Source organism: Microcoleus sp. B3-D7 (assembly GCF_036705305.1).
Lineage (GTDB): Bacteria > Cyanobacteriota > Cyanobacteriia > Cyanobacteriales > Microcoleaceae > Microcoleus.
In genome coordinates this window covers 44,022-68,311 of record NZ_JAUBUE010000033.1, presented here as the reverse complement: position 1 = coordinate 68,311, position 24,290 = coordinate 44,022, and the positions used below count along the sequence as shown (strand labels likewise).

Here is a 24,290-nt window from a genome sequence, read left to right as displayed (position 1 = left end):
TGCACGCCAGTCCCGTGCAGGGGAGAAACCGGGTTTTTTTAGCCCCATCGCGCGAAAAAACCCGGTTTGTCGCGAGTGTTTGGCGAATGAGAAAGAGGATTTTTGACTGTTCCGGGTTTTTTCGCCTGAGTGCTACTAAAATCTAAAAGTCTTATATAGGTCGATCGTCATTATGGCTCAAAGCCGCCTCCGACTGCCGCGATTTCTCAACAACATTGCCTCACCGTCAAGCCTGTCAATGAAAATGATGTGGGCAGGTTTGACAATAACTGCCGTGTTTATATTGGTAGCCACCTTGTCTCCAGCTATGCAAGCTTGGGGATGGCTGCAAAATCCTACCGAGGCTTTGATTAACCCCATCCACGAACCGCCGTCGGCGAATTATTGGTTTGGTACTAGCCGCAGCGGCTACGATGTGTTTTCCCGCACGCTGTTTGCTTCTCGGGCTGCTTGGCAAGTGGTAATTTTAGCCACTGCTTTGAGTTTGTTTATCGGTGTGCCGCTGGGTTTGGTTAGCGGTTATTTGGGCGGTAAGCTCGATCGAGTGTTGTTATTTTTAATGGATACAATTTATACTTTGCCGGGGCTGCTGCTTTCTTTGACGCTAGCGTTTGTAGTGGGAAAAGGAGTTTTGAATGCTGCGATCGCTCTGAGCATTTCCTACATCCCTCAATACTACCGCGTCGTCAGGAATCACACCGTCAGCGTCAAAACCGAATTGTTTGTCGAAGCCGCGCGAGCAATGGGTGCTGACACTTGGACAGTGCTTTCGCGCTACCTGTTTCTAAATGTGATTCAGAGCGTACCTGTGCTGTTTGCGCTCAACGCTGCCGATGCAATTTTAACATTAGGAGGTTTGGGATTTCTCGGATTAGGACTTCCCGAAGCAACTCCCGAATGGGGACACGACTTGCGTTTAGCTTTAGATGCGCTACCTACTGGCATTTGGTGGACAGCTTTGTTTCCCGGTTTGGCGATGACTTTAATGGTGGTGGGACTGTCTTTGGTGGGGGAAGGATTAAACGAGTTTGTTAACCCTCGCCTGCGGAATCAGCAGTAATCTGTCTCGCGGTTACATTAAGTTCGCAGTCAGGACTTTAGTGCTTACTCACAAATATAAAAAAAACTGAAGTCCTGACTAGAACAGGCCCTATAAAGAGATGGTAATCTCGGCCCGATTAATTACTAAATCTTTCTCTCAAGAAGGTGAATTATTTCTAGTAAACCTTCATTGGGTTGTCAATATAGACACGGATCTGAAATTTTTCTTGATAGCTTCATTTCCTACAGGTCAAGCCACATAATTTAAACCTGACTAGAGGATAAAGCAAGGCTCTGTGCTTTCTGATGACACGCTGTAAATAATAAGAAAATTTTGAGCATCGCACTAGCGTCCTACCGTTCGATTGCTTTAAGTATCCTGGAGTTTAGGCCTTCTCTAACCATAGCAAGCACATCGCTAACTGGGTAAATTTTTCTTCCTTGGCGGAGTTATTATCTGCCGGCAGTTGCATCAACATCGGCTGGAGATTTTTTTTCGTCTGCTTGAAATTATCAAGACAATTCGGGAATGCTACCTAAAATTGATTGAGAGGCTTTATGGAATCTTCACACGGTCACGATATATTTAAAGGAATCGTGAAGTTATACTTCCGGAAGATGGCGAATTGTGTTGTTTGTGAGAATGTGCGATCGCGCAAGTGCGAACCGAAAGCAAAAAAAAATTAGAGAAATCCGCAGCCGAGAGTTGCGCGGCGGGTTAACTCTCAGTAGAATTTATCCTGGTGGTTTTTGCCATTGACGCGACAAACTCGTGTCGAACTGCTTAAATAAGAATGTGACGTTAAGAACTTAATGTGATTTAACGTGAAAATTAAACCCAATTTCTGAGATTTGAGCTAACTTAACAATGAAAGCCCCTGTTGCATTACTCAACCCGCAACGCTTCATTGGGGGTCAGAGTCGGTCTCTAATCCAGAGTTACCGACTTAAAACTAAAGCTACGAGCTTTATTCAATCGCAGATTGCGTATGATTCAATTCAGGGAAACAGGGTAATGATGGGTGTATCTACACGGATTGTATTGGTTCCAATTTGGGCAACTCAAAAATTGTCTGCTAACTGTCTGGCCAACTACGCCGCAGCCGTTCACCCAGATATACGCAGAAAACAGCGCCGTTTGATCGTGCCAAAGTTTTTGCGGGCCGTTCTCAGGATTTAGCAGAGCCGGACATGAGTTAGTATTGTCAAGCTAAGCTGACAGAGTTTCCTAGTTCTTGACCAACAATGGAAAACAACTTCCATTTTTTGTGAGAAAGGCTACAATCGGAAAGGTCTTTGCAAGATCCAATTCTCCCCGTTTGGTGCTTCAACCCTCTGCTGTTGCATTTGAGGCAGCAGACGGACATCCAAGGTGGCGAAAATTTCCCGTCCAACTGTCATGTCTGACAACCAGAGTGAAAGCAAGGCAAATCAAAAGTTCGACACCTCGAATACAAAAGTTAGACGGTTCCGTGCAGGAAAACTTGTACGGGTAAAAGCTCGAAGTACCGAGTAAAAAAGCCAGTATTTTTGGAAGTGCGATCGATCGTACTTCATGGTTTGCTTCTCTGGGGCAGGTATCGCAGATGATGTGGTAGCTCGCTCCGAAAGAAAAAGCCTCAAGCTCAATTCAAGGTCGCGATGTTAAAATCTGCGATCGATTGAATGCGCTGACTGCTTCAAACCAGAACTCGAACCGTAACTCATAAAACAGGTGCAGTTTCGGTAACAAATTCAGCTAGCAGACCAAAAATCCCACTATTTTTTCCTGCGGGAATGTCAATACTGGCTAACTTGTCTAAACTACAAACAGACACTATTCCACTGTTATTTATTCTTTAATTCAGGAGCATGAGGAAGACGGCATGATCCCAGCTAACACCGTACTCGAAACCACAATTACACCGGAAATGGAAACAATCGAGTTGCTTCGCAGCGCCGAAAGCGTTCTACCTGAGAGCGAGTTAGAACTCTTTATCGACGAAGAAGACGATCGAGAAGAATTCTTAGACTCTCAATCTGAGGAAGACCCTAAATCTGGCAAAGGCGCCAAAGCCCGCCGTCGGGCACAGGCAAAGAAAAAGCATTATACTGAAGACTCTATTCGTCTTTACCTGCAAGAAATCGGTCGGATTCGACTGCTGCGAGCTGACGAAGAGATTGAACTAGCGCGCAAGATTGCAGATTTGCTGGAATTAGAGCGAGTTCGAGAACAACTGCTCGAAGAGTATAACCGCGAACCCAAAGACAGCGAATGGGCCAATGCTGTAGATATGGCACTTCCTGCATTCCGTCACCGACTCCACGTCGGCCGTCGGGCAAAGGAAAAAATGGTGCAATCAAACCTGCGTTTGGTGGTGTCGATCGCCAAAAAATATATGAATCGCGGTTTGTCTTTCCAAGATTTGATTCAGGAAGGCTCTTTGGGCCTGATCCGCGCCGCTGAAAAATTCGATCACGAAAAAGGCTACAAGTTTTCTACCTACGCAACTTGGTGGATACGTCAAGCCATTACCAGGGCAATCGCCGACCAATCGCGCACTATCCGCCTGCCGGTTCACCTTTACGAAACCATTTCGCGGATCAAAAAAACTACCAAACTCCTGTCTCAGGAAATGGGTCGCAAGCCTACGGAAGAAGAAATTGCTACCCGCATGGAGATGACGATCGAGAAGTTGCGGTTCATTGCTAAGTCCGCACAGTTGCCTATCTCTTTAGAAACTCCGATCGGTAAAGAGGAAGACTCACGTCTGGGAGACTTTATTGAATCTGACGGGGAAACGCCAGAAGATCAAGTCTCGAAAAACTTGCTCAGGGAAGACTTGGAAAGCGTTTTGGATACTCTCAGCCCCCGAGAACGGGATGTACTGCGGCTGCGTTACGGCTTAGATGACGGACGGATGAAGACCTTGGAGGAAATTGGTCAAATCTTTAACGTCACTCGTGAGCGGATTCGCCAAATCGAGGCTAAAGCCCTGCGGAAGTTGCGCCATCCCAACCGCAACAGCATCTTAAAGGAATATATCCGCTAGAGTAATTTGCTAGCATCACCCAAAAGAGTGATTCGCACTCTTTTTTTTGGGGGGGAGACCCCCCGCCCCGGTTTGAGTTATAGCGGTTAAATTTTGTGCTGCTAATAACCCAGAGCAAGTGGCTATTTGCTGCCGAAATCGGGTTGCAAAAATTTTGGGAGTCCGTTACGGAACTCCCAAGCTTTGCATTGTCACAAAATTCTTAACTAGAAAATTACATCAGACCCCAAAAGTGAAGCAGGCCTTGACCGGAAACCAATTCGATGATGACAGCGGCAGAGAAACCAATCATCGCCAAACGACCGTTCCAATTTTCGGCTCCTTCGCTGAAGCCCCAGTTCCAAGCGTTGCGTTTTTGTTCTTGCATAGTGCGAACTCCTTTCGTTAACTTGTGTAAGGCTTATGTAAATAAATATAACATTCCTCGATAAAAATGCAAGCTTGTGATTACTGATATCGGTCATAACGGTCGATCGACCTTGATGATTTTACCTAACAGGAAAAATAGCCAACTCGGTATCAGGGTCGAACAAGTGAATTTTGTCATGGGCGATTGCCAACCAAAGCTCCTCGCCAACTCGGATCGATCGCTCAGGAGGAACCCGCACTTGCATCCGCACCGCTGGAGCATCCGTCAAACAAACCCCCAAATAAGTTTCGTGTCCCAAAGCCTCTACAATTTCCACTTGTACCGAAAGATTTTTGGTAGCCGGAGGGTTAATGCTCAGATGTTCCGGCCGAATGCCCAAAATTAGCCCTCGCCCGTCATATTGTTGTAGACTTTTTGCCCAAATATCGGGTAAAGTAAAGCGAAATTGCGGGTGAGAAATCAACAGCGGAGCACTAAATTCCACCGCCAAAAAATTCATCGGCGGAGAACCGATAAACTCAGCAACAAACAGATTAGCCGGCTTGTTGTAAAGCTCTAGAGGTCGAGCTACTTGCTGAAGCTGACCTCTATTCATAATAGCAATTCGATCGCCCATGGTCATCGCCTCAGTTTGGTCGTGAGTCACATAAATAGTTGTAGTTCGCAATTGTCGCTGCAACTGCACAATTTGCGATCGAGTTTCTGCCCTCAATTTCGCATCCAGATTCGATAACGGTTCGTCCATCAAAAAAACTTCAGGATTTCGAGCCATAGCCCTACCCAAAGCTACCCGCTGCTTTTGCCCTCCCGAAAGTTGTTTTGGCAAGCGATTTAAAAGAGATTCTATTTGCAATAATTCAGCTACCTCTCGCACTCGTTTTCCTACAGCCTTTTCCCGTTCCGACAAATAGCGCAAACCCGGAGGCAACTTGCGAGTCGCTCCTCCTAAAAAATCCTCAAACAAAGGATAACTTAGAGGATTTTTTAAATAATTAGAAGCTAAATCATTAATAACCTCTTCTATTTTCTTCCTAATTTTTTCTATCTTCTGGAGGCGTCCTTCTTCTCCTTGTATCTTCCCCCTTCCTTCTTCTTTCTTCCCTCTTCCTTCTTCCTTCTTTCTTCTTCCTTCTTCTTTCTCCCTTTCCGAGCGGCGCAATCCAAAGGCGAGATTATCGTAAACTGTTAAGTGAGGATAGAGAGCATAATTTTGAAATACCATAGCGATATCTCGGTCTTTAGGAGGCAAATCGTTAACCAGCCGATCGCCAACCCAAATATTGCCGGCAGTCAAAACTTCCAAACCGGCGATTGATCGCAGCAAAGTGCTTTTTCCGCAGCCAGAAGGCCCCACCAGCACCATGAATTCCCCATCTTCGACCGTTAGGTTAATGCGTCGCAAAACGCTGTTAGACGAAGGGCGATCGGCAAGAGGCGAGACACTTTCTGCCACGGTGTTTGCTTCTTTTTCCTGTTCTCCTTGGCGGAGCGGAAAACTTTTGTAGATATTTTCTAATACAACTTGCGCCATTAAACAATGTTAGATTTTAGATTGGAGAATTGGAGAATTGGAGGCAGATCCTATGGGTATTTATTCCCAGGCTCTGCCTGGGAACAAGGCTGAATGGGGAATGGAATTGGACGTATACGCTCGAAGGCAAAAAAGGCAAGCTTTAATTGACTCACAGCGAATAATGACACAATGAATGACCCATGACTAATGACTATTGACTGCTGATAACCTTGATAATTTTTTCCCCCGGATTGAGGTCAAAAACTCGATCGCCCGCAGCATCTTTCCCCCAAAAAGCTATAGCATCAATACCCGATCGCAGCAGGCGGCCTGAATTAGTAAAAAGTTTGACATCCGTACCCGGAACAGCCTGCAGCAAGCCAACTAAAGCATCTTTAGGCTCTGAGAAACGAAAAGCTTGAGTGCCAATTTCGCCCCGGTTAGTAAGTCTGACAGAACCTGCAGGCATTCGTTTTGCCCAACCCAACTCGGAAAATAGCACCAGACTGTCGTTCGGGTCGAGAGTGATGCAACCCACCAACTCTTCCTGCTTCCGCAACCTGGTTACTTGAGAACCCTGGGCCGCGCGGCCCATTGGTGGCAATTGTTCATCATCAATCTCAAACCGGAGGACTCGGCCTCCTGAAGTTGCGATCGCCACTTGCTCGCCGACTTTACCCAGACTCGCACAGCGCAGCCGATCGTCCTCCTTGAGTTTAACAACAGTAACGCCGCGATTAGTCAAATCAGCAAATTCCTGCATCGGCAAGCGCTTAATTTTCCCTTGCTGAGTCAGAGTTACTAAATCTGCCGCTTCCGAATTTTCCGGCAAAATAAAGTGTGCAACTGTGATTTCCGACAAAGCGCGACCGGCACTATCTTTAGTAGCACTCGGCGACAACAAACTAACGATCGGCGTTCCCCGGTCTTTGGCGCTACTACTAGGAATATCGGCCACTTTCAGCGGGTAAGCTTTGCCGTTAGGAGTTAAGACGACCAAAGTGCGATCTGTTTTCGTCAGATTTGCCGTCACAATAAAATCTTCATTTTTTTCTAAAGCTGAAACCGATTTTTCGCGACTTTTCGAGCGTGGCTTTTCCCCTGTCGGCAAGCGTCGCACGTACTGCTTGTGCGAAAATTCAACAATAGTTTCCTCTGCCTCTACAACGGGCAATAAGTTAGGCTGAATCGTTGCAGGCGACAACTGCTTCACCGCAGAATTTTTCTTACCCGAAAATTGTGGTTCGGCGTTTGCTGCGCGTCCGGTTCCATTGGCGAATTTAGTGCGGCGGGGGTCAGCGTACTTGCGTTTTAGCGAGCGAAATTCCTTCTTTAAAGCCTTCAAAAGTTCGCGCCTGTCGCTCAACAACCGCTGCAATTCTTGAATATTAGCCATCAATTCATCAAACTCAGACTGCAAATTTTGCCTTTCCAAACCAGTCAGCCTCCGCATAGGCATCGCCAAAATCGCATCAGCTTGACTTTCGCTCAAGTTGAGGCGAACTTGCAAAGTTTGCTTAGCAGTAGACCCGTCAGGAGAATTTCTGAGAATATCGATCGCGGTATCGAGATTTGTCAAAGCCAACATTAAGCCTTGGACAATATGACAGCGGCGTTCAGCAGCTTGCAACTCGTAATTGTAGCGGCGGGTAAGAGTCACTTCCCGGAAATCCAGAAATTCCTGTAACAATTGTCTCAGCGTCAACTGTCGCGGTTGACCGTTGACAATTGCCAGCAAAATCGCCCCAAAATTTGTTTGCAGGTCAGTTTGTTGGTAAAGGCGAGCGAGAACCGCTTCTGGGGTAAATTCCCGCTTGAGTTCAATCACCACTCGAATGCCTTCGCGATCGCTCTCGTCACGCAAATCAGAAATACCGTCGAGGCGGCCAGCATTGACCAACTCCGCCACCTTTTCAATCCAAGCCGCCTTATTTACCTGAAACGGAAACTCCGTCACCACGATCGCCGTTTTAGTACGCACCTTGCGATTACCTGGCACCTCTTCCACCCCGGCCACACCCCTGACCGCAATGCTGCCTCGACCCTTAGTGTAGGCGTCAACAATGCCCTCTGTAGCGACGATTTCCCCTCCGGTTGGAAAATCTGGGCCCGGAATCAGTTCTATCAACTTCTCGTCGGATAGTTCCGGGTTTTCAATCAAAGCAATTAAACCGTCTACCACCTCCCCCAAATTGTGCGGCGGGATATTAGTTGCCATCCCCACAGCAATGCCCGTACAGCCGTTGAGTAACAGAAACGGCAACTGAGCAGGCAGTGCCGTCGGTTCCTGCTGCGAATTGTCAAAGTTACCAGTAAAATCAACAGTTGCCTCGCCGACTTGGGTTAGCATAGCTTCGTGGGCGATCGGCGCTAGCCTCGTTTCCGTATAGCGCATAGCAGCCGCCGGATCATTGTCCACCGACCCGAAATTGCCGTGACCCGCCAGTAAAGGATAGCGGCTCGAAAACTCTTGAACCATGCGTACCAGAGCGTCGTAAACCGATTGGTCACCGTGGGGATGATATTTTCCCAAAACATCTCCAACTACCCGGGCGCACTTACGGTAAGGTCGGTCTGGCGTCAGACCGAGTTCGTGCATCGCATATAAAATTCGACGGTGAACTGGTTTTAAACCGTCGCGGACATCAGGCAAAGCTCGCCCGACGATCACACTCATGGCATATTCGAGGTACGATTGCTGCATCTCGGCGTGCAGAGGCGTAGAAATTACTTGCCCGGAAAGTAGGTTGAGTTGTTTAGCCATGAGTCCTTGTGTCCGTTAATTCCTGAGTGAAAACAGCCTCTGTCAATAATGCCGAGGTTCCCTGTCTCGATTTAAAAGCCTTTGCCGCAGGCGAACCGAAAGTTCGATCCAACCGCCCAGTTGAAGAATAAAAATAAACTTAACTTGTGAAAGCAGAATCAGAGTCCCGAAGACGGGCAACACTTGCCTCTTACTCTCCACTCTTACCCTAACCTCTATGTTGCCTTCATTTGCGCCTACCTGTCTATTTACCTTCTGCCGTGAGAAGGTTGATTCACAGGAGAACACGGAATGCCAGAAACTCAGAACGTAGTGAGGCTGTAGCTCTTCCTAGGAAAGCATCACGAGGGACTTGAGTCCCCGTCAATCTATGATAGAATTTAATTGCAATTAGGAATAACCTTCTACACGAAGAAATATTTTATTCAGGAGAAACCCCAGATTGATCTTGTCTCAGTACAGTCGTAGCGTGGATCAAGCAGCAATGGTAGACGATCGAGCTTACCGTATTTTGCCAAGCGTGATGGACTCAGAAAGTCTTAAAAAAGAAAAGTAAGCGGAATTGGAATACCTCTGGTACTGGTACTTGTTCTGAGCGTGTAGAGGCGTCTGGACTATGAATGAAGTCCAAGTTTTGGTCTTATTCAACCATAGAGCGTGGCCGTGACTCGCTGAGAGTGTCAAAAATGCCGATATTGATGAATTCATCAGTCAAAAGCTCTCCTGGCGATATCTCTTAGTCTGACATCCCCTTGATGAACGGAAGCGTCAATATTTTAAGCCGTTTTGAGGGGTTAAAACTGAGAATTAGGAATCTCCAACAATCCCCGCCAATCCCCGCTCAATTCGCTACTCCGAATGCTGTGGCGACGGGATTATGTGAATAAACATGGCTTGATTCTAATGAGGAAGAAGGAAAATAATTATCACACATTCCAGAATCTAATATCAGTTCAAAAAATAATGCAACTGTAGGCCCGTGATCCAAACTGATATCCAGTCAATCAGTTCCCATCTAAAATCTAAAATCTAAAATCTAAAATGGTAGAAGCCGGAGGCTTGACCGAAAGAGAGGATACTATAAGTCCAGGACGCACGGGTAGTCAGAAACCGGGTTTTTTCATAACAATAGTTCGTTATAGCCCGCCGAAACGAGCAAAAACCTGGTTGCGAGGCGTCGTCCATGCGTCCTGGATTGTACTAGAAACCTGCTACCTGAGAATCTTGAGACTCTCACCACTGTCAGGTCTAGTTATAAAAAAAAACTAAACTGTCTGTGTGTAGTAGTCTAAATGATGGTACTGGATGCTTCTAGGCATCTGTAAACCCTCTCACAGCTAGTGGCTCAAGGATATACATACGGGTTTTGCAGGGTTCCCGGCTGATGGCGCTAAAAACTCTGCATTTTTGACGGGGAATGTAGTCCCCGTCTCGTGTTCCTCTTTGGACTAAAGTCACAAAGTTTCTATACTTCCCATATTTATTTATGAAAACCGTTCTGATTGTAGAGGACGATTTGGTTAATGCTCGGGTTTTTTCCAAAATTCTGACTAAGCGGGGGGGCTTAGCCGTGAAGCACACGGAAAATGTTGAAGAGGTGATGCAGATTGCTGCCAACGGCGAAGCTGATTTGATTTTAATGGATGTGTCTCTTTCGCGCAGCGTGTACCAGGGCAAATCTGTTGACGGCATTAAGATTACTCAACTGCTCAAAGCTGACCCGCAAACGGCATCGCTGCCGATTATTTTGGTGACTGCTCACGCGATGGCTGGTGATAAAGAAACATTTCTGGATCAAAGCGGTGCTGACGGTTATATCTCTAAACCTGTGGTAGACCATCAAGAGTTTGTTAATCAAATCAAGGCTTTGCTGCCTGATTGAGTGAACCATATATGCAGAAGGAATAAGAAGGAAGAAGGAAAAAGGAAGAAGGAAGAAAGAATTGTTTGTTTGAACCAACAAACAATTAAAACTCTAGAATTACAAAGTTTGCTTAAACTCTGAATCTTCCTTCTTCCTTCTTCCTTTCGATGTCCCATCGCACCATGCGATGAGTTCGGACTTGTAATTTGTGAGGAAAAATTTGAGTTTTTTCAACTCATGAAATCGGAGTGTGCGGCGCCCGTGGAACCAAATTATCCTCAGCGAGCGCAACGCTGTTCACTCATTCATGCAATCTCAAAACTATGATTAGTCTTCGTCCTCATCGAAGTCAAAACCGATATCATCATCATCGTCAACATCAGGTCCCAAGGCGTCATCATCAGTCTCAGCGACAAACTCGTCCTCATCAACCTCAACTTCCTCAAAATCCTCATCAGCCTCAAGATCAGACCCGCGCCCGAGCTCAAAACCGCTCTCGATCGTATACGCGCGACGCGCAGTACGGTCATCAAGTACCACATCCTCCTGTAAATCGTGGATGTCGTCATCAAACACAGCACCATCAAAACCCGCATCCTGAACCCCAGCATCCTCATAGGCATTGAACCCAGTACCCGCAGGAATCAGGCGGCCGATAATCACATTTTCCTTCAGCCCGCGCAGCCAGTCAGACTTACCTTCGATCGCAGCCTCAGTCAATACCCGCGTAGTCTCCTGGAACGAAGCAGCGGAAATAAAGCTATCAGTATTCAGCGAAGCCTTAGTAATCCCCAGCAACACCGGAGTATAATCCGCCGGCGCTCCACCAGTAATTGACATCGCCTCATTCACCTGCTCAACCTGTCGCAATTCTACCAACTCACCGGGGAGCATAGTAGTATCGCCGCCATCTTCCATCCTGACTTTGTTGGTCATCTGGCGAACAATCACCTCGATGTGCTTGTCGGAAATATCCACGCCCTGAGACTGATAAACCGACTGCACCTCATTCACCAAAAACGTCTGCACCTGTTGGAAACTCTCCAAGGCAGCCTCAAAAGTAGACTGCCGCTCCTTGAGCACGTGGAAGAACACCTCCAGAATTTCGTGAGGGTTAGCAGGCCCGTCGGTCAAAGCTTCGGCGACGCCTACGCGCTGTCCGTCGGAAACGATCGGGTTTTGACCAGGCAACAAAGGATACTCCTCAATCCGGCCATCATCCTCAATCACCGCAAGTTCCACAACATCATCATCCGTAACCACGCGAGCCGTCCCCGGCCGCTTGGCTAAAATACAAGCTTCCTTCGGCTTCCGCCCTTCAAGAAGTTCCTCAATCCGTGGCAAACCCTGAATGATATCCCCAGTCTTTGCCCGCTCAAACACCAGAATCACCAAATTATCACCCCGCTGCACCAAGTCGCCGTCGTCTACGTGCAGCACAGCACCGGCCGAAACCCGGTAAGGGCGAGCCACCCTGAGCAAGAGTTTCGCCGATTCTGTCTCCGACGCAGGTACAACCTTCACAACTTGGCCGGACTCTTCGAGAACAACCCCCGGAGCTATTTCGGTACCAGCAACCAGCAGTTGACCCGGACTCACATCCGGCGTACCCGCCACAGAGATCGAAATAGAATCCGCATCTCGCATCACCAACAGTCGGCGCACTGGTTCGCCATGCCCCTCACGGATGCCTCGAACGATACCCGCTTCTTTGCAGAGAATCTCCGTGCGGGCGACTACTGCCCCGGGCGCGATCGACTGCCCATCTTCGACCAACAGCCGCGTGTGAGTGCTGCCCTGAGTCGGATCTGCAGACACATCCCGCCGAATCACCAGCGATTCCAAAATCACTAACTGCAAGCGGAAAGTCTTTGAAGCTCGATCGCCCCCATCGCTGACAGCCATCGCCAACTCTTGCGACGCACTACCGTCTTCAGGCGAACCCCAAGCCGGCCCCGAACCGTCCGCCCCAAAAGCCGTAGCATCTTCCTCATCCGGCAACAGCTCGATATCCGCCGCCAGTTGCGGAGCTCCCGAACCAATTTCCAAGATAAGCTGAGTCCGCAGCAGTTCCAATCCCTCGACAGACTTGACGCGCTCCCCATCCTTATAAGGAAGTCGCTGCACCGCTTTCAAAGAGATCGACTCATTCAGCGCCGTCTGAGAAGGCACAGGTGGCTTATCCGGCACCGGAAACTCCACCACAGGCCGCAGCAGCAAAGCCGGGCCTTCGGGAGTTTCGATATACTCCGCATAGCCCAACTCTTCGGCAACCAAGCCTGGGAAAATTTCTTCACCGGCGTTGACGATTTGACCTTCCCCAAATGTTAGTGGCGGGCGGTCAACTACATGGAGTGTGCCCGGTTTGATCACAATTTCCCGGAGGATGTCATTTTTCTGAGTGATTTCCACTGCCCCGCTGGTTTGGCAGAAAATATCCTTAACGACTTCTGTACCGGCCTCAACGTACTGGCCATCTTCCACCAGCAGCAATGAAATATCCTTATTGACCTCGTGGCACTCTTCCGGTATCCAGAGCAGAGTCCCGCCTTTAACGACTTCGTAGCCAAGTTTAGCTTTGCCGCGCTTGTGGACTTCCACCCCGCCGTACTTGACAATTCCCCCTGTAGCTGTCCGGTAGCTGTCGTCGAGCAGTTCGGCGACGACTTCCCCGTTAATCACTTTGCTCCCAGGAGCCGTCTTCAGGGAAAACCGCTGCTTAGAAGATGTTTCGATCGTGTAGTGGTCGCGGCCGCCTGCGCTTTCTGCCCGCACGACTGCTTGGTCGAGCAGGACTTGGGCGGTGATAATTTCGATTTCTCTGGGGTCAGCGATGCGGACTACGCCACCGTGTTCGGAGACGAGTTTAGTTTCGGCAATCACGCTTTCGGCCGGAATGCGATCGCCATTTTTCACTGCCGGTTCGGCGCCTGGGGGCAAGTTGTAGACCTCTCCTGAGAGAATCCAAATCAGCCCGCCTTTGCTGGCTGTGCGGGTGGTGTTCCCTTGGCGGTCGGTTTTTTCTTCAGGCACCAAATCAGCAAATTTGGCTTCTCCGGCTAAGTCGGAAGCCACGTCTGTAGTCACTTTTTCAGTGGTTTTGCGGGCGGCGCGACCGAGGATCGGCACTTCTGCCAAAACTTGACCGGGAATGGCGCGCTGTCCGTCTTTGACCATCAGAGTAGAGCCCTGGACGATCGCCAATTCGATTTTCAGTTTTTGATTTTTGGCACCGGATTTCCCTTCTTCAAATCCGTCGCCCTCAAATACAAGTTTGCCGTTGTTTTCTGCCACCAGTGCTTCTTCGCCGTGTCTGGTGCGGAACGAGCGAGTACGCAAGTTCTTGAATTTCACTACACCGGGGAACGGTGCGCGTTCTTGTTTCGCGACTTCTCCAGTGAATACGCCGCCGGTGTGGAAGGTACGCATGGTGAGCTGGGTTCCCGGTTCCCCGATCGACTGAGCTGCAATAATCCCGATCGCTTCTCCCATGTCCACCATTTTCAAGTGGGCGAGACTCCAGCCGTAGCAGTGCTGACAAACCGATCGGGTAGATTCACAAGTCAGGGGCGATCGTAAATACACCTCTGCGACCCCTGAATTACCAATTTCCGTCGCCAACTCCTCCGTAATTGGCTGATTTCGCACGGCTTTTTCGCTGCCGTAAGACACGATTTCCCCGGTTTTGGGGTGCACCACATCTTTGGCGAACACGCGCCCTAGGAGCCTGTCCTTGAGGGGAATCAGCACTGTTGCTCCGTCCGTCATCGGCCGTACTCGAATTCCCCGCTGGGTGCCACAGTCCACTTCCCGCACAATTACGTCTTGGGATACGTCCACCAAACGGCGGGTGAGATAACCCGAGTCCGCCGTCCGCAAGGCTGTATCTACCAAGCCTTTGCGCGCGCCGTAGGAAGAGATGATGTATTCGGTGACGGTGAGTCCTTCGCGGAAGTTGGTTTTAATTGGCAAGTCGATGATTTCGCCTTGGGGGTCAGCCATCAATCCCCGCATTCCGACTAGCTGCCGCACTTGAGAAATGTTTCCCCGCGCCCCGGAGAATGCCATCATGTAGACCGAGTTTAGGGGGTCTGTGGCTCGGAAGTTTTTGACTACTTCGTCTTTGAGGTCTTCTGATGTGCTGTTCCAGGTATCGATTACTTTTTGGAAGCGTTCGACTTCGGTGATTTCGCCTCTGGTGTATTTTTGTTCGGTGATGCGGATTTCTTCTTCGGCAGCATCGAGGAGCGATCGTTTTGACGGGGGCACTTGCAGGTCGTCTACGCTAATCGAAACTCCCGCTCGTGTCGCAAAGCGGAAACCCAAGTCTTTGAGTTTATCGGCCATTTGCGCTGTACGGGCCGTTCCGTAGTGCATGAAAGACCAAGAGATTAATTTTTTGAGCTGACCTTTGTCAACAACTCGATTGCGAAAAACAATTTCCTTATTTTCTGTCATTTTTCTGAGTAGTGGTAATTGGTAATTGGTAACTTTTACTGCCCTTCGACTTCGGTTCTCTTGAGCGAACCCCAATGGTTCAGGAACCGCGTAGCCGAAGTATTGGTAATTGGTAATTGGTAATTGATAAGTAGAGCGGCGGGAAAAAACAACAAGCATTTTGTTTGTAGGGGCGGGTTTAGCGTATAAGGAAGAGAGCTAAGCTAGGGGATGAATGGACTCACCTGCCCTTCCCATAATAAAGTTTATTTGCACCTACCTACTTAATTGGTAATTGGTAACTTTTACTGCCCTTAGACTTTGCTCACTAACCGCGTCGCTGAAAGTATTTGTAAGTAGTAATGGGTAAAATTTCTGGTTTCAATCACTATTATTTGTTAGCGATTATTTGTCAGTTATTACCCATTACCCCTTACCCGTTACCTCTTATCCCTTACCTCTTACCCTTTACCCATTTCTAATTGTTAATTACCGATTCGATGGTTTGGTGATAGATAATCCTGCCCGGAGTAGTGCGAATGAATTGATTGATCACCTTGCCGTCTCCGTCTTCCCGAACCCGGCGGAACTTGTATTCTTTCGTCACGATACCGTCGGTAGAGCGTTCCACCTTCAGCGGTTCTCCTTCGGGTTCAGTGTTTTCTATGGCGCCTTGAAATCTCACCCACACATAAGAGTGCAAGTCAACGATTCCTTGTTCGTAAGCTACAACCGCGTCGGTAAGGTTGGAAAAATAGTGACCGGCTCCTTTTTGAGCGTCAGGATTTTCGGCTGTCAAGTAATAGCAACCGAGCACCATATCTTGAGAAGGAGTAACGATCGGTCTTCCGGTTGCTGGCGACATAATGTTGTTAGAAGCCAGCATCAGCAAGCGCGCTTCCGCCTGAGATTCCAGAGACAACGGCACGTGCACGGCCATTTGGTCGCCGTCAAAGTCAGCGTTAAAAGCAGGACAGACTAGCGGGTGAAGCTGAATCGCCCTCCCGTCCACCAAAATCGGCTCAAAGGCTTGAATCCCCAAACGGTGGAGAGTGGGCGCCCGGTTTAGCATTACCGGGTGTCCTTCAATCACCTCCTGAAGCACGTCCCAAACACTGGGATCGTTGCGCTGGATCAGTTTTTTGGCAGCTTTGATGTTGTTGACCAATCCTTGGCGGATCAAGCGGTGGATGACGAAAGGCTGGAAAAGCTCGATCGCCATTTCCCTCGGCAAACCGCACTGATGAATTTTCAGTTTTGGCCCCACCACAATCACCGAACGCCCGGAGTAGTCAACCCGTTTCCCCAGCAAGTTTTGCCGGAAGCGACCTTGTTTCCCTTCAATGATGTCCGACAGCGACTTCAGCGGGCGGTTGTTTGCCCCCACCACTGTCCGGCCCCGGCGACCGTTGTCAATCAGCGCATCCACAGCTTCTTGCAGCATCCGCTTTTCGTTGCGGATGATAATCTCCGGCGCCAGAATTTCTTGGAGTCTCGCCAAGCGGTTGTTGCGGTTGATTACTCTCCGATAAAGATCGTTGAGGTCGCTCGTTGCAAAACGCCCGCCGTCTAGCTGCACCATCGGCCGCAAGTCGGGGGGAATCACCGGAATCACATTGAGCACCATCCAATCGGGTTGAGATCCCGTAGCGATGAAGTTGTCAATTACCCGCAAACGTTTAATTAACTTCGCCCGTTTTTGACCTTTAGCATTAGCAATATCTTCCCGCAACTTTTCCGCTTCGCTTTCTAGCGGAATATTTTGCAGCAAAACTTGCAAAGCTTCAGCACCAATCCCAACTTCTACGCCAGTCAGCGTGGAATCTTCGCTGTAAAGTTCGTCTTCTATTTCCAGCCAAGCATCTTCGGTTAGCAATTGCTTGTATTGAAGTTTTTCGGCATTACCGGGATTGAGGACAACATAGGCGTTGAAATAGACGATTTGTTCGACATCTCGCAGGGGCATATCTAACAGAATTGCCATGTAACTCGGGATGCCTTTGAGATACCAAACGTGAGCTACTGGAGCTGCTAATTTGATAAATCCCATCCGGTGACGGCGAACGCGAGATTCAGTGACTTCAACACCGCATCTTTCGCAAACAATGCCTCTATGGCGAACTCGTTTGTACTTCCCACAATGACATTCCCAATCTTTTGCAGGCCCAAAAATGCGCTCGCAAAACAAGCCATCCATTTCAGGTTTTAACGTGCGATAATTTATGGTTTCCGGTTTTGTCACCTCTCCAGTAATCTGACCGTTGGGTAAAGTTCTTTCTCCCCACTGTCGAATTCTTTCTGGTGAAGCTAACCCGATCTTGACGTAATCAAAGCGTTGTTCTATTTTAGCCATTCTTGACTCCAATTGATAATTTACAGTCGATTATTTGGGGTTGTTTATCTTTTTTGTTGGCTTTTTTCACGGCTTAAATCAATGTTATACTCCTCTATATGTGACGTGATTTTTAATATCAGAGATGACACTTGAGGATACTCCAAAGTCACCAGCGATTTTAGAGATTGATTCTCTAGATCTAATTCTTTTTCGTACCTCAAGAGCTTGCTCGAAAGTCAATTTGCGATCGAGATATCCACCCCTGCGAGGAACTGGAACCTCTTCGCCTGCTTCCTTCCAAGTTATGTGATACTTAATATCGTGTATGGTTTTGCGACCTACACTGTATTCTTGAGCTACATCCTTCACTCTCTCTCCTGCTGCTAGCTTTTGTCGAATTTCTCGCACCTTTTCCCAGTCTAATTTGGCATTGGAAAGGGGATGACTTTTGCCTTGAGTGCGTCCTTTCTTAGAAGCATCTAATAAATTTTGAGTGCGCGTTCCACCCCAAAGGTGTTCTGGATTAATACAACTGGGAGTATCGCAGATATGACAAGCATCTATTGAAGTCGAAACTGCACATCCTAATTTCTCTGCTAAAACAGCACGAGTAACTGATTGGGATTTTCCATTTTTAAAGTACCTGCCATAACCACCTTGACCATCCTTTGCACCTTGAAAAATTATGCAGCCGCTGTCTTGAATTTCTCCTACAAAACCGGGGGGAACTGTAGTGAAGTTATGGGGAATTTTTGCCTGAAGTATCTTAGTAATAGTGTCATACTGTACGCCATACTCTTTTATTAGGTGGCTTTTGGTGGTTCCAGCTAAATATTGACGCTGAATTTCCCGCAGTTGTTCGATCGATAGTTTACCAATACCGGGAATACTTTTGCGTCTAGGAGTTTTGCGATCGCGGCCCATCATATGCTGCGTATTCTCAGCCGCAGTTCCAGCTACGAGATGTGCTGGGTTGATGCAGCTTGGATTGTCGCAGATGTGGCAAGCAAAATAACCGGAATCTATAAATCCTGGTATTTTTAATTCGAGCACTAATCGGTGGACTAATACCGTTTTGCCTTCGATCCACTTGCGCCCATAACCATTTTTCAGCTTGCTCCCTTGCCAGTTAATACAGCCTGTCGCCCGGTCAAATTCTCCTTCTATTCCTGGGACAACTGTTACAATAGTCATGTCAGCGTCTCTCCTCTTAAGAGCGTTGATTCGCCTCAACAGTGTTCGTACCACTGCTGAGGCATTTTAATTGGCACTTCTCGATTTTAGATGTGAGATGTAAGATTGAATGCTGTCAAACAATTCTTCAATCTAAAATCTAAAATCTAAAATCTAAAATCCCTAATCCTCGTCGAGTTCGTCACGAGAAAGCGATTCGTAAGTAGGCCGGGAGGGCGATCGCTTGCCCCCAGCATCTGCCATCAAATCCACCTCAACGTGCTCGCTGCCCTCGTCGGACGTATTCACCTTGTGCACGGCAATATCCAAGCACAAAGACTGCAACTCCCGCATCAGCACCTTGAAAGATTCCGGCGTACCGGGGCGCGGAATAGCTTTGCCTTTGACGATCGCATTCAGCGCTTCATTCCGTCCCTGCATATCGTCCGACTTGACAGTAAGCAACTCTTGCAAAGTATAAGCTGCGCCGAACGCTTCCAGAGCCCAGACTTCCATTTCTCCGAACCGCTGACCCCCCTGCTGCGCTTTGCCGCCCAAAGGCTGCTGCGTTACAAGCGAGTAAGGGCCTGTGCTGCGGGCGTGGATCTTATCGTCTACCAAGTGAACCAGCTTCAGCATATAGGCGATGCCGACTGTGATCGGGCGATCGAACGGTTCACCAGTTCGACCATCGTAGACAATAGTCTTGCCGGGGTGCTTTTCATTAAACACCCAAGGCTTACCGGTTTTTTCGCGCGCCTCCTGTAACTTGCCGTGTACGGTTTCCCGCGACTTTTCAGCGCCGTGCATTTCATCAAAAGGCACCATCTTGAACCGCATCGACAGATTTTCGCCCGCCCATCCCAGCAAGCACTCAAAAATCTGACCTACGTTCATCCGCGACGGTACGCCCAAGGGATTGAGCACTATGTCAACCGGAGTCCCGTCGGGCAAATAAGGCATATCCTCCATCGGCAGAATCCGGGACACAATACCCTTATTCCCGTGGCGGCCGGCCATTTTGTCGCCGACTTGAATCTTCCGCTTTTGAGCTACGTAGACGCGGACGACCATGTTGGCGCCAGGAGGCAGTTCGTCGCCCTGTTCGCGGGTAAACACCCGCACGTCAACCACGCGACCTTTTTCGCCGTTAGGGACGCGGAGGGAATTGTCGCGCACGTCGCGGGCTTTTTCGCCGAAGATTGCCCTCAGCAGTTTTTCTTCCGGCGGTTGGTCGGATTCGCCTTTGGGGGTGACTTTGCCGACTAGGATGTCGCTGGCTTCTACCCAGGCACCTTTGCGGATAATGCCCTGTTCGTCTAGCTGGCGCAGCGCGTCTTCGCCGACGTTAGGAATTTCGCGAGTGATTTCTTCTGGGCCGAGTTTGGTTTGGCGGGCTTCGATTTCGTATTTTTCAATGTGGATCGAAGTGTAGACATCTTCGTACACCAAACGCTCGCTAATTAGCATCGCGTCTTCGTAGTTGTAGCCTTCCCAAGGCATATAAGCTACGAGGATATTGTGACCCAGAGCGAGTTCTGCCCCTTCGGTGGAGGAACCGTCGGCGAGCACTTGACCTGCTACGACTCGATCGCCCTCATAAATCAGGGGACGCTGGTTTAAACAAGTATCCTGGTTAGAACGCTGATATTTTTGCAGTTCGTGTTCGATACAGCCAGCATATTTTTGCTTCCAAACCGAGGGCTGTTTGACTTTGAGATCGTCGTATTCCTTAATCAGGAAATGTTCTTCGCTGGAATTCGATTCGGCATCTACAGCCAGGGGTTTGACAATAATCCGGGTAGCGTCGATGTAAATCACCTCGCCGTCGATCCGGGAAACCACCACCATCCCGGAATCTCGGGCTGCCTGAGCTTCCAAGCCCGTACCGACGAGGGGTCGTTCTGGTTTCAGTAGCGGCACAGCTTGCCGCTGCATATTCGAGCCCATCAGAGCTCGGTTGGCGTCGTCGTGTTCCAAGAACGGAATCAGCGATGTCGCTACGGAGACGATTTGCACGGGCGAAATCGCCATGTAGTCCACCTGCATCGGCGTGGTGGTAGTAAATTCTTGGCGGTAGCGGACGGCTACGGTTTCGCCCAAGAGGTTGTTGTTTTCGTCGAGGCTGATGTCTCCGGGGGCGACGCGCAAATCGTCTTCTTCGTCGGCTGTCATGTAAACAGGGGCTTTGTCGCGCAGCACCCGTCCTTTTTCTACTGGATAAAAAGGAGTTTCAATGAAGCCGTAGGGGTTGACGCGGGCGTGGGTTGCTAAGGAACCGATCAGACCGGCGTTGGGGCCTTCTGGTGTTTCGATCGGGCAAATCCGGCCGTAGTGGGACGGGTGAATGTCCCGCACTGCAAACCCGGCGCGTTCGCGAGTCAGACCTCCAGGGCCCAAGGCGGAAAGCCGACGTTTGTGCGTCAGTTCTGCCAGAGGGTTGGTTTGATCCATAAACTGCGATAGCTGGGAGGAACCGAAGAATTCCTTGATTGCTGCTACCAGCGGTTTGGGGTTGACCAGAGAAGCGGGGCTGAGGGAGTCGGCGTCGGAGACGGTCATTCTTTCGCGGATAATCCGTTCTAAGCGGTTGAGGCCGACACGCACTTGGTTTTGCAGCAGTTCTCCGACACTGCGGACGCGACGGTTGCCTAAGTGGTCGATGTCGTCGGTGGAGCCGATGTCGAATTCGAGGTTGATTAAGTAGTCGATCGCCGTCAAGATATCTTGGGATGTCAGCACCCGCATCGTATCGGGGACTGTCAAGCGCAATTTCTTGTTGAGTTTGTAGCGGCCGACTCTGCCCAAATCGTAGCGTTTGGGGTCGAAAAAGCGCGAGTTGAGGAGCTGTTCGCCGCCCGCCACGGTGGGGGGTTCGCCGGGACGGAGTTTGCGGTAGAGCTCCATCAAAGCTTCTTCTTCGCCGAATTGTCCTTCTTTCTCGATCGTTTTTTGGAAGTATTCCGGGTGGCGCAGGGAGTCGTAGATTTCGCCGTCTGTGAGTCCGAGGGCTTTGAGCAGCACCTGAGCCGATAGTTTGCGCGTTTTGTCGATTCTGACCCAGACTAAATCGTTTTTGTCTGTTTCAAATTTCAGCCAAGCGCCGCGGTTGGGGATGAGCGAGGCGTTGTAGGAACGGCGACCGTTTTTGTCGGTTTCCGATTTGTAGTAGACGCCTGGGGAACGCACGATTTGGTTGACAATCACCCGTTCCGCGCCGTTGATGATGAAAGTGCCGCGCTCGGTCATCAAGGGCAAGTCGCCGATGAAGACTTCTTGTTCTTTGATTTCCCCTGTTTCTTTGTTAATCAGGCGGGTGGGTACATACATTTGCACCGAGTAGGTGCTGTCCCTGCGCTTGGCTTCGTCCACGTCGTATTTTGGGCGCTTGAGTTTGAAGTCTTTGCCCATGAAGTGGAGTTCCAGCTTGCCCGTGTAGTCTGTAATCGGGGAGAAGCTGTCGAGTTCTTCGATCAGTCCGGCTTCTAGGAACCAGCGGAAACTTGCCCGCTGGATTTCGATCAAATCGGGCAAGGTGAAGGCGAATTCTGTGTAATCTTTAGTGGTCATGGGGATCCTTTTTCCGCAGTGGCTCTAGCTTTTTACATGGCGCCAAGGCTGGGCTTTTTTACCTTGTTGCGTTTTTTTGATTGATTGTGTGAGAGAATTTATATGATGTTTTCGATCGCCTACCAACTGCTGCAACGGTTATTTTTGCGGGTTGCTCGCAGTATTTTTGTGCGGATTTTGGTTTCGATCGAGATGCTTTTAGCTCCGATCTCGTGGTTTTCCTGGGTAAATCCCCTACACTTTTTACTCCTAAAATTGACTTGACAGCTATTGCCAAATTGCTGAGGTTCCAAGTTTCTTCTGATGTGTAAGTTTGAGTGTGTAAGTTTGAGGTATTGCGTGAAGTTGTGACCGATCCCGAAGGTTAGCGTACTCGCGTTGTGTTGGCCTCAAGCGGGCGACATCGCAGGATCGGATACTAAGCCAACGCCCGATCGGTCGGTTCTTTTTATTATAGGACGCAAATCCAATCGCAGCAGGCAACGCCAAAAGAATCTCCAATAAAGGATGAATCCGGTTTTTCCGGCAGGATAGAAATGGGATTGTCCCTATGGCTTGCCCCTAAATCGACCTGTTTTCCTCGTTTCTCTGTTCTGAATAAGCTAAACTGAAAAGCCGAATAGCTGACAGGCATTTTCGGTTGTCTGCTGGGACAAAGTTAAGAGAGAAACTCCTCTCAATTTAGCAACTTGCTCGGCTACGTAGTAGACGTAGGCTGGTTCGTTGCGTTTTCCCCGCTGGGGTACGGGGGCGAGAAAAGGGCAATCAGTCTCGACTAGGATGCGATCGCTATTTACCATACAAGCTGATTCTTGTATTTGCAAGGCTTTTTTAAAGGTGACTGTTCCGCTAAAACTGATGTAGAAACCTAGGTCTAAAAACCACTGGGTTTCTTCGGGCGTGCCTCCCCAGCAGTGCATGACCCCGCGCACTGGCCCGCGTGTTTGCCAAAAGTTCCTCAGCATTTCGGCCATTGGGGCGGCGGCGTCGCGACAGTGGATAATGACTGGTTTGTCAAGTTCCTGGGCGATTTCAAGCTGTGCTTCAAACACTTTAAACTGATGTTCTCGATCGTCAGCTTTATAAAAGTCCAGTCCGGTTTCGCCGATCGCCACTACCCTAGAGTCCGAATTCGCTAATTCCTTAATCTGGCTCGCCGTCTCGTCTGTCCACTTCTCGGCATCTAGGGGGTGGAGTCCAACCGCAAACGAGACTTCGGCAAACTGATTGGCGATTGCTTGAATGCCGGCAAATTCTTCTGGCTCTACACAAGAATGAACCAGCCGAACTACACCAGCTTCGCGCCAGCGTTCTCGAATGGCTTCTAACTCAGATTTGTAGGTCTCAAAGTTGATATGAACGTGAGTGTCGATGAGCTGCATGGGGGAAGCAGATTAGAGGTGATACGGGAGAGTCCTGGTGGGATAGGGCGAGGGGGGAGTGAGAGAGTCGGGGAGTGGGAGTGGCAGAGAGTGTGTGGGAAAAATCTTCCGTCTTCTTTCTTCCTTCTTCCTTCTTCCTGCTTCACGCTTGACTGCTTCACGCTTGACTTCTTCCCTCAACATCCATCCCTTCAATCTTGTACACTGCTTCGTTGCCGAACTTTCTGCTTCCTTAAGATGCTACCGATGATACTTCGTGTGGCTTGAGAGTTCTTGCCAAGCGGGACTTTTTGCGAGCGCCGTTGTTGCGGTGGAGTACACCTTTTTTGACAGCTTTGTCGATTTTGCTGTATGCCTCAGACATTCGCTGCTGGACTTCTTGCATTAATTCCGGGCTCGGAGCTGCGGCGTATTTGTCAACGGCAGCGAAATACTTCTTCATCAAAGTTTTGACCGCTGACTTGTAAGATTTGTTGTACAAGCGGTTGCGTTCGGCGATTTTGACTCGTTTGACGGCGGACTTAATATTTGCCATAGTTCAGTTGCTGGAAGTAGGTATTCATTGATACACCCTAGTCTCAAGACAGTCTCAAGACACGGGGATTTTGAAGGACAACCTTTTCGGGAGCGATCCCCAAAAAGCTTGAATTTTAAGGGCTGAGTCAGACAGCCATTCTCCTTGGGCTCAGATTGAGCTGAGTCTGCGGGTACTTTTTGGCAACGCCCGCGCAATAATTTTTTATTGACTCATTTAACGGCCTGTTTTTTACCCCTGACGATACCCAAAGGTATGACACTGGTCTTTCGGA

General features: G+C 49.0%; 12 protein-coding genes. 3 read left to right on the top strand and 9 right to left on the bottom strand.

Annotation, left to right across the window (positions count from 1 at the left end):
• Nucleotides 1–172: 172 nt before the first annotated feature.
• A complete protein-coding gene (locus QUB25_RS20600; protein WP_333041561.1) occupies nucleotides 173–1,060 on the top strand; it encodes an ABC transporter permease in 888 nt (295 codons plus the stop codon).
• 1,846 nt (nucleotides 1,061–2,906) lie between these two features.
• Nucleotides 2,907–4,073, top strand: a complete 1,167-nt coding sequence (rpoD, locus tag QUB25_RS20595) for an RNA polymerase sigma factor RpoD (protein ID WP_190660470.1) — start codon at nucleotides 2,907–2,909, stop codon at nucleotides 4,071–4,073.
• Nucleotides 4,074–4,287: 214 nt separating this feature from the next.
• Here rpoD and QUB25_RS20590 read toward each other — a convergent pair whose 3' ends face one another.
• From QUB25_RS20590 to QUB25_RS20580, 3 genes are all read right to left on the bottom strand, one after another.
• Nucleotides 4,288–4,440, bottom strand: a complete 153-nt coding sequence (locus QUB25_RS20590) for a chlorophyll A-B binding protein (protein ID WP_172186457.1) — start codon at nucleotides 4,438–4,440, stop codon at nucleotides 4,288–4,290.
• A gap of 121 nt (nucleotides 4,441–4,561) precedes the next feature.
• Nucleotides 4,562–5,974, bottom strand: a complete 1,413-nt coding sequence (locus tag QUB25_RS20585) for an ABC transporter ATP-binding protein (protein WP_333185549.1) — start codon at nucleotides 5,972–5,974, stop codon at nucleotides 4,562–4,564.
• A 193-nt stretch (nucleotides 5,975–6,167) separates the two neighbouring features.
• A complete protein-coding gene (locus tag QUB25_RS20580) occupies nucleotides 6,168–8,720 on the bottom strand; it encodes a DNA topoisomerase (ATP-hydrolyzing) (protein WP_333185547.1) in 2,553 nt (850 codons plus the stop codon).
• Between the two features lie 1,486 nt (nucleotides 8,721–10,206).
• Between QUB25_RS20580 and QUB25_RS20575 the strand changes: the two genes are divergently transcribed.
• Nucleotides 10,207–10,602 carry a response regulator gene (locus QUB25_RS20575; protein WP_006632892.1) on the top strand — a complete coding sequence of 132 codons (396 nt, stop codon included), beginning with the start codon at nucleotides 10,207–10,209 and terminating at the stop codon, nucleotides 10,600–10,602.
• A gap of 309 nt (nucleotides 10,603–10,911) precedes the next feature.
• Here the strand turns inward: QUB25_RS20575 and QUB25_RS20570 are convergent, their stop codons facing one another.
• From QUB25_RS20570 to rpsT, 6 genes are all read right to left on the bottom strand, one after another.
• Nucleotides 10,912–15,042, bottom strand: a complete 4,131-nt coding sequence (locus QUB25_RS20570; protein WP_333063487.1) for a DNA-directed RNA polymerase subunit beta'' — start codon at nucleotides 15,040–15,042, stop codon at nucleotides 10,912–10,914.
• 457 nt (nucleotides 15,043–15,499) lie between these two features.
• The gene (locus QUB25_RS20565) at nucleotides 15,500–17,374 is read right to left on the bottom strand and encodes a DNA-directed RNA polymerase subunit gamma (RefSeq protein WP_333041549.1); all 1,875 of its coding nucleotides are present in this window, start codon (nucleotides 17,372–17,374) and stop codon (nucleotides 15,500–15,502) included.
• An 84-nt stretch (nucleotides 17,375–17,458) separates the two neighbouring features.
• Nucleotides 17,459–18,550 (bottom strand): HNH endonuclease, encoded by a 1,092-nt coding sequence (locus QUB25_RS20560; protein WP_333185544.1) that lies wholly within the window; start codon nucleotides 18,548–18,550, stop codon nucleotides 17,459–17,461.
• Between the two features lie 162 nt (nucleotides 18,551–18,712).
• A complete protein-coding gene (gene rpoB, locus QUB25_RS20555; protein WP_333041547.1) occupies nucleotides 18,713–22,099 on the bottom strand; it encodes a DNA-directed RNA polymerase subunit beta in 3,387 nt (1,128 codons plus the stop codon).
• Nucleotides 22,100–22,701: 602 nt separating this feature from the next.
• Complete coding sequence (locus tag QUB25_RS20550; protein WP_333185542.1) at nucleotides 22,702–23,481, bottom strand: TatD family hydrolase; 780 nt, start codon at nucleotides 23,479–23,481, stop codon at nucleotides 22,702–22,704.
• A gap of 232 nt (nucleotides 23,482–23,713) precedes the next feature.
• Nucleotides 23,714–24,016, bottom strand: a complete 303-nt coding sequence (gene rpsT / locus QUB25_RS20545) for a 30S ribosomal protein S20 (protein ID WP_332954892.1) — start codon at nucleotides 24,014–24,016, stop codon at nucleotides 23,714–23,716.
• Nucleotides 24,017–24,290: the final 274 nt, after the last annotated feature.

Bases quoted from the DNA above. Each gene is read 5' to 3' on its own strand.
- QUB25_RS20600 (WP_333041561.1), top strand. From the start codon at position 173: ATGGCTCAAAGCCGCCTCCGACTGCCGCGATTTCTCAACAACATTGCC.
- rpoD (WP_190660470.1), top strand. From the start codon at position 2,907: ATGATCCCAGCTAACACCGTACTCGAAACCACAATTACACCGGAAATG.
- QUB25_RS20590 (WP_172186457.1), bottom strand. From the start codon at position 4,440: ATGCAAGAACAAAAACGCAACGCTTGGAACTGGGGCTTCAGCGAAGGA.
- QUB25_RS20585 (WP_333185549.1), bottom strand. From the start codon at position 5,974: ATGGCGCAAGTTGTATTAGAAAATATCTACAAAAGTTTTCCGCTCCGC.
- QUB25_RS20580 (WP_333185547.1), bottom strand. From the start codon at position 8,720: ATGGCTAAACAACTCAACCTACTTTCCGGGCAAGTAATTTCTACGCCT.
- QUB25_RS20575 (WP_006632892.1), top strand. From the start codon at position 10,207: ATGAAAACCGTTCTGATTGTAGAGGACGATTTGGTTAATGCTCGGGTT.
- QUB25_RS20570 (WP_333063487.1), bottom strand. From the start codon at position 15,042: ATGACAGAAAATAAGGAAATTGTTTTTCGCAATCGAGTTGTTGACAAA.
- QUB25_RS20565 (WP_333041549.1), bottom strand. From the start codon at position 17,374: ATGGCTAAAATAGAACAACGCTTTGATTACGTCAAGATCGGGTTAGCT.
- QUB25_RS20560 (WP_333185544.1), bottom strand. From the start codon at position 18,550: ATGACTATTGTAACAGTTGTCCCAGGAATAGAAGGAGAATTTGACCGG.
- rpoB (WP_333041547.1), bottom strand. From the start codon at position 22,099: ATGACCACTAAAGATTACACAGAATTCGCCTTCACCTTGCCCGATTTG.
- QUB25_RS20550 (WP_333185542.1), bottom strand. From the start codon at position 23,481: ATGCAGCTCATCGACACTCACGTTCATATCAACTTTGAGACCTACAAA.
- rpsT (WP_332954892.1), bottom strand. From the start codon at position 24,016: ATGGCAAATATTAAGTCCGCCGTCAAACGAGTCAAAATCGCCGAACGC.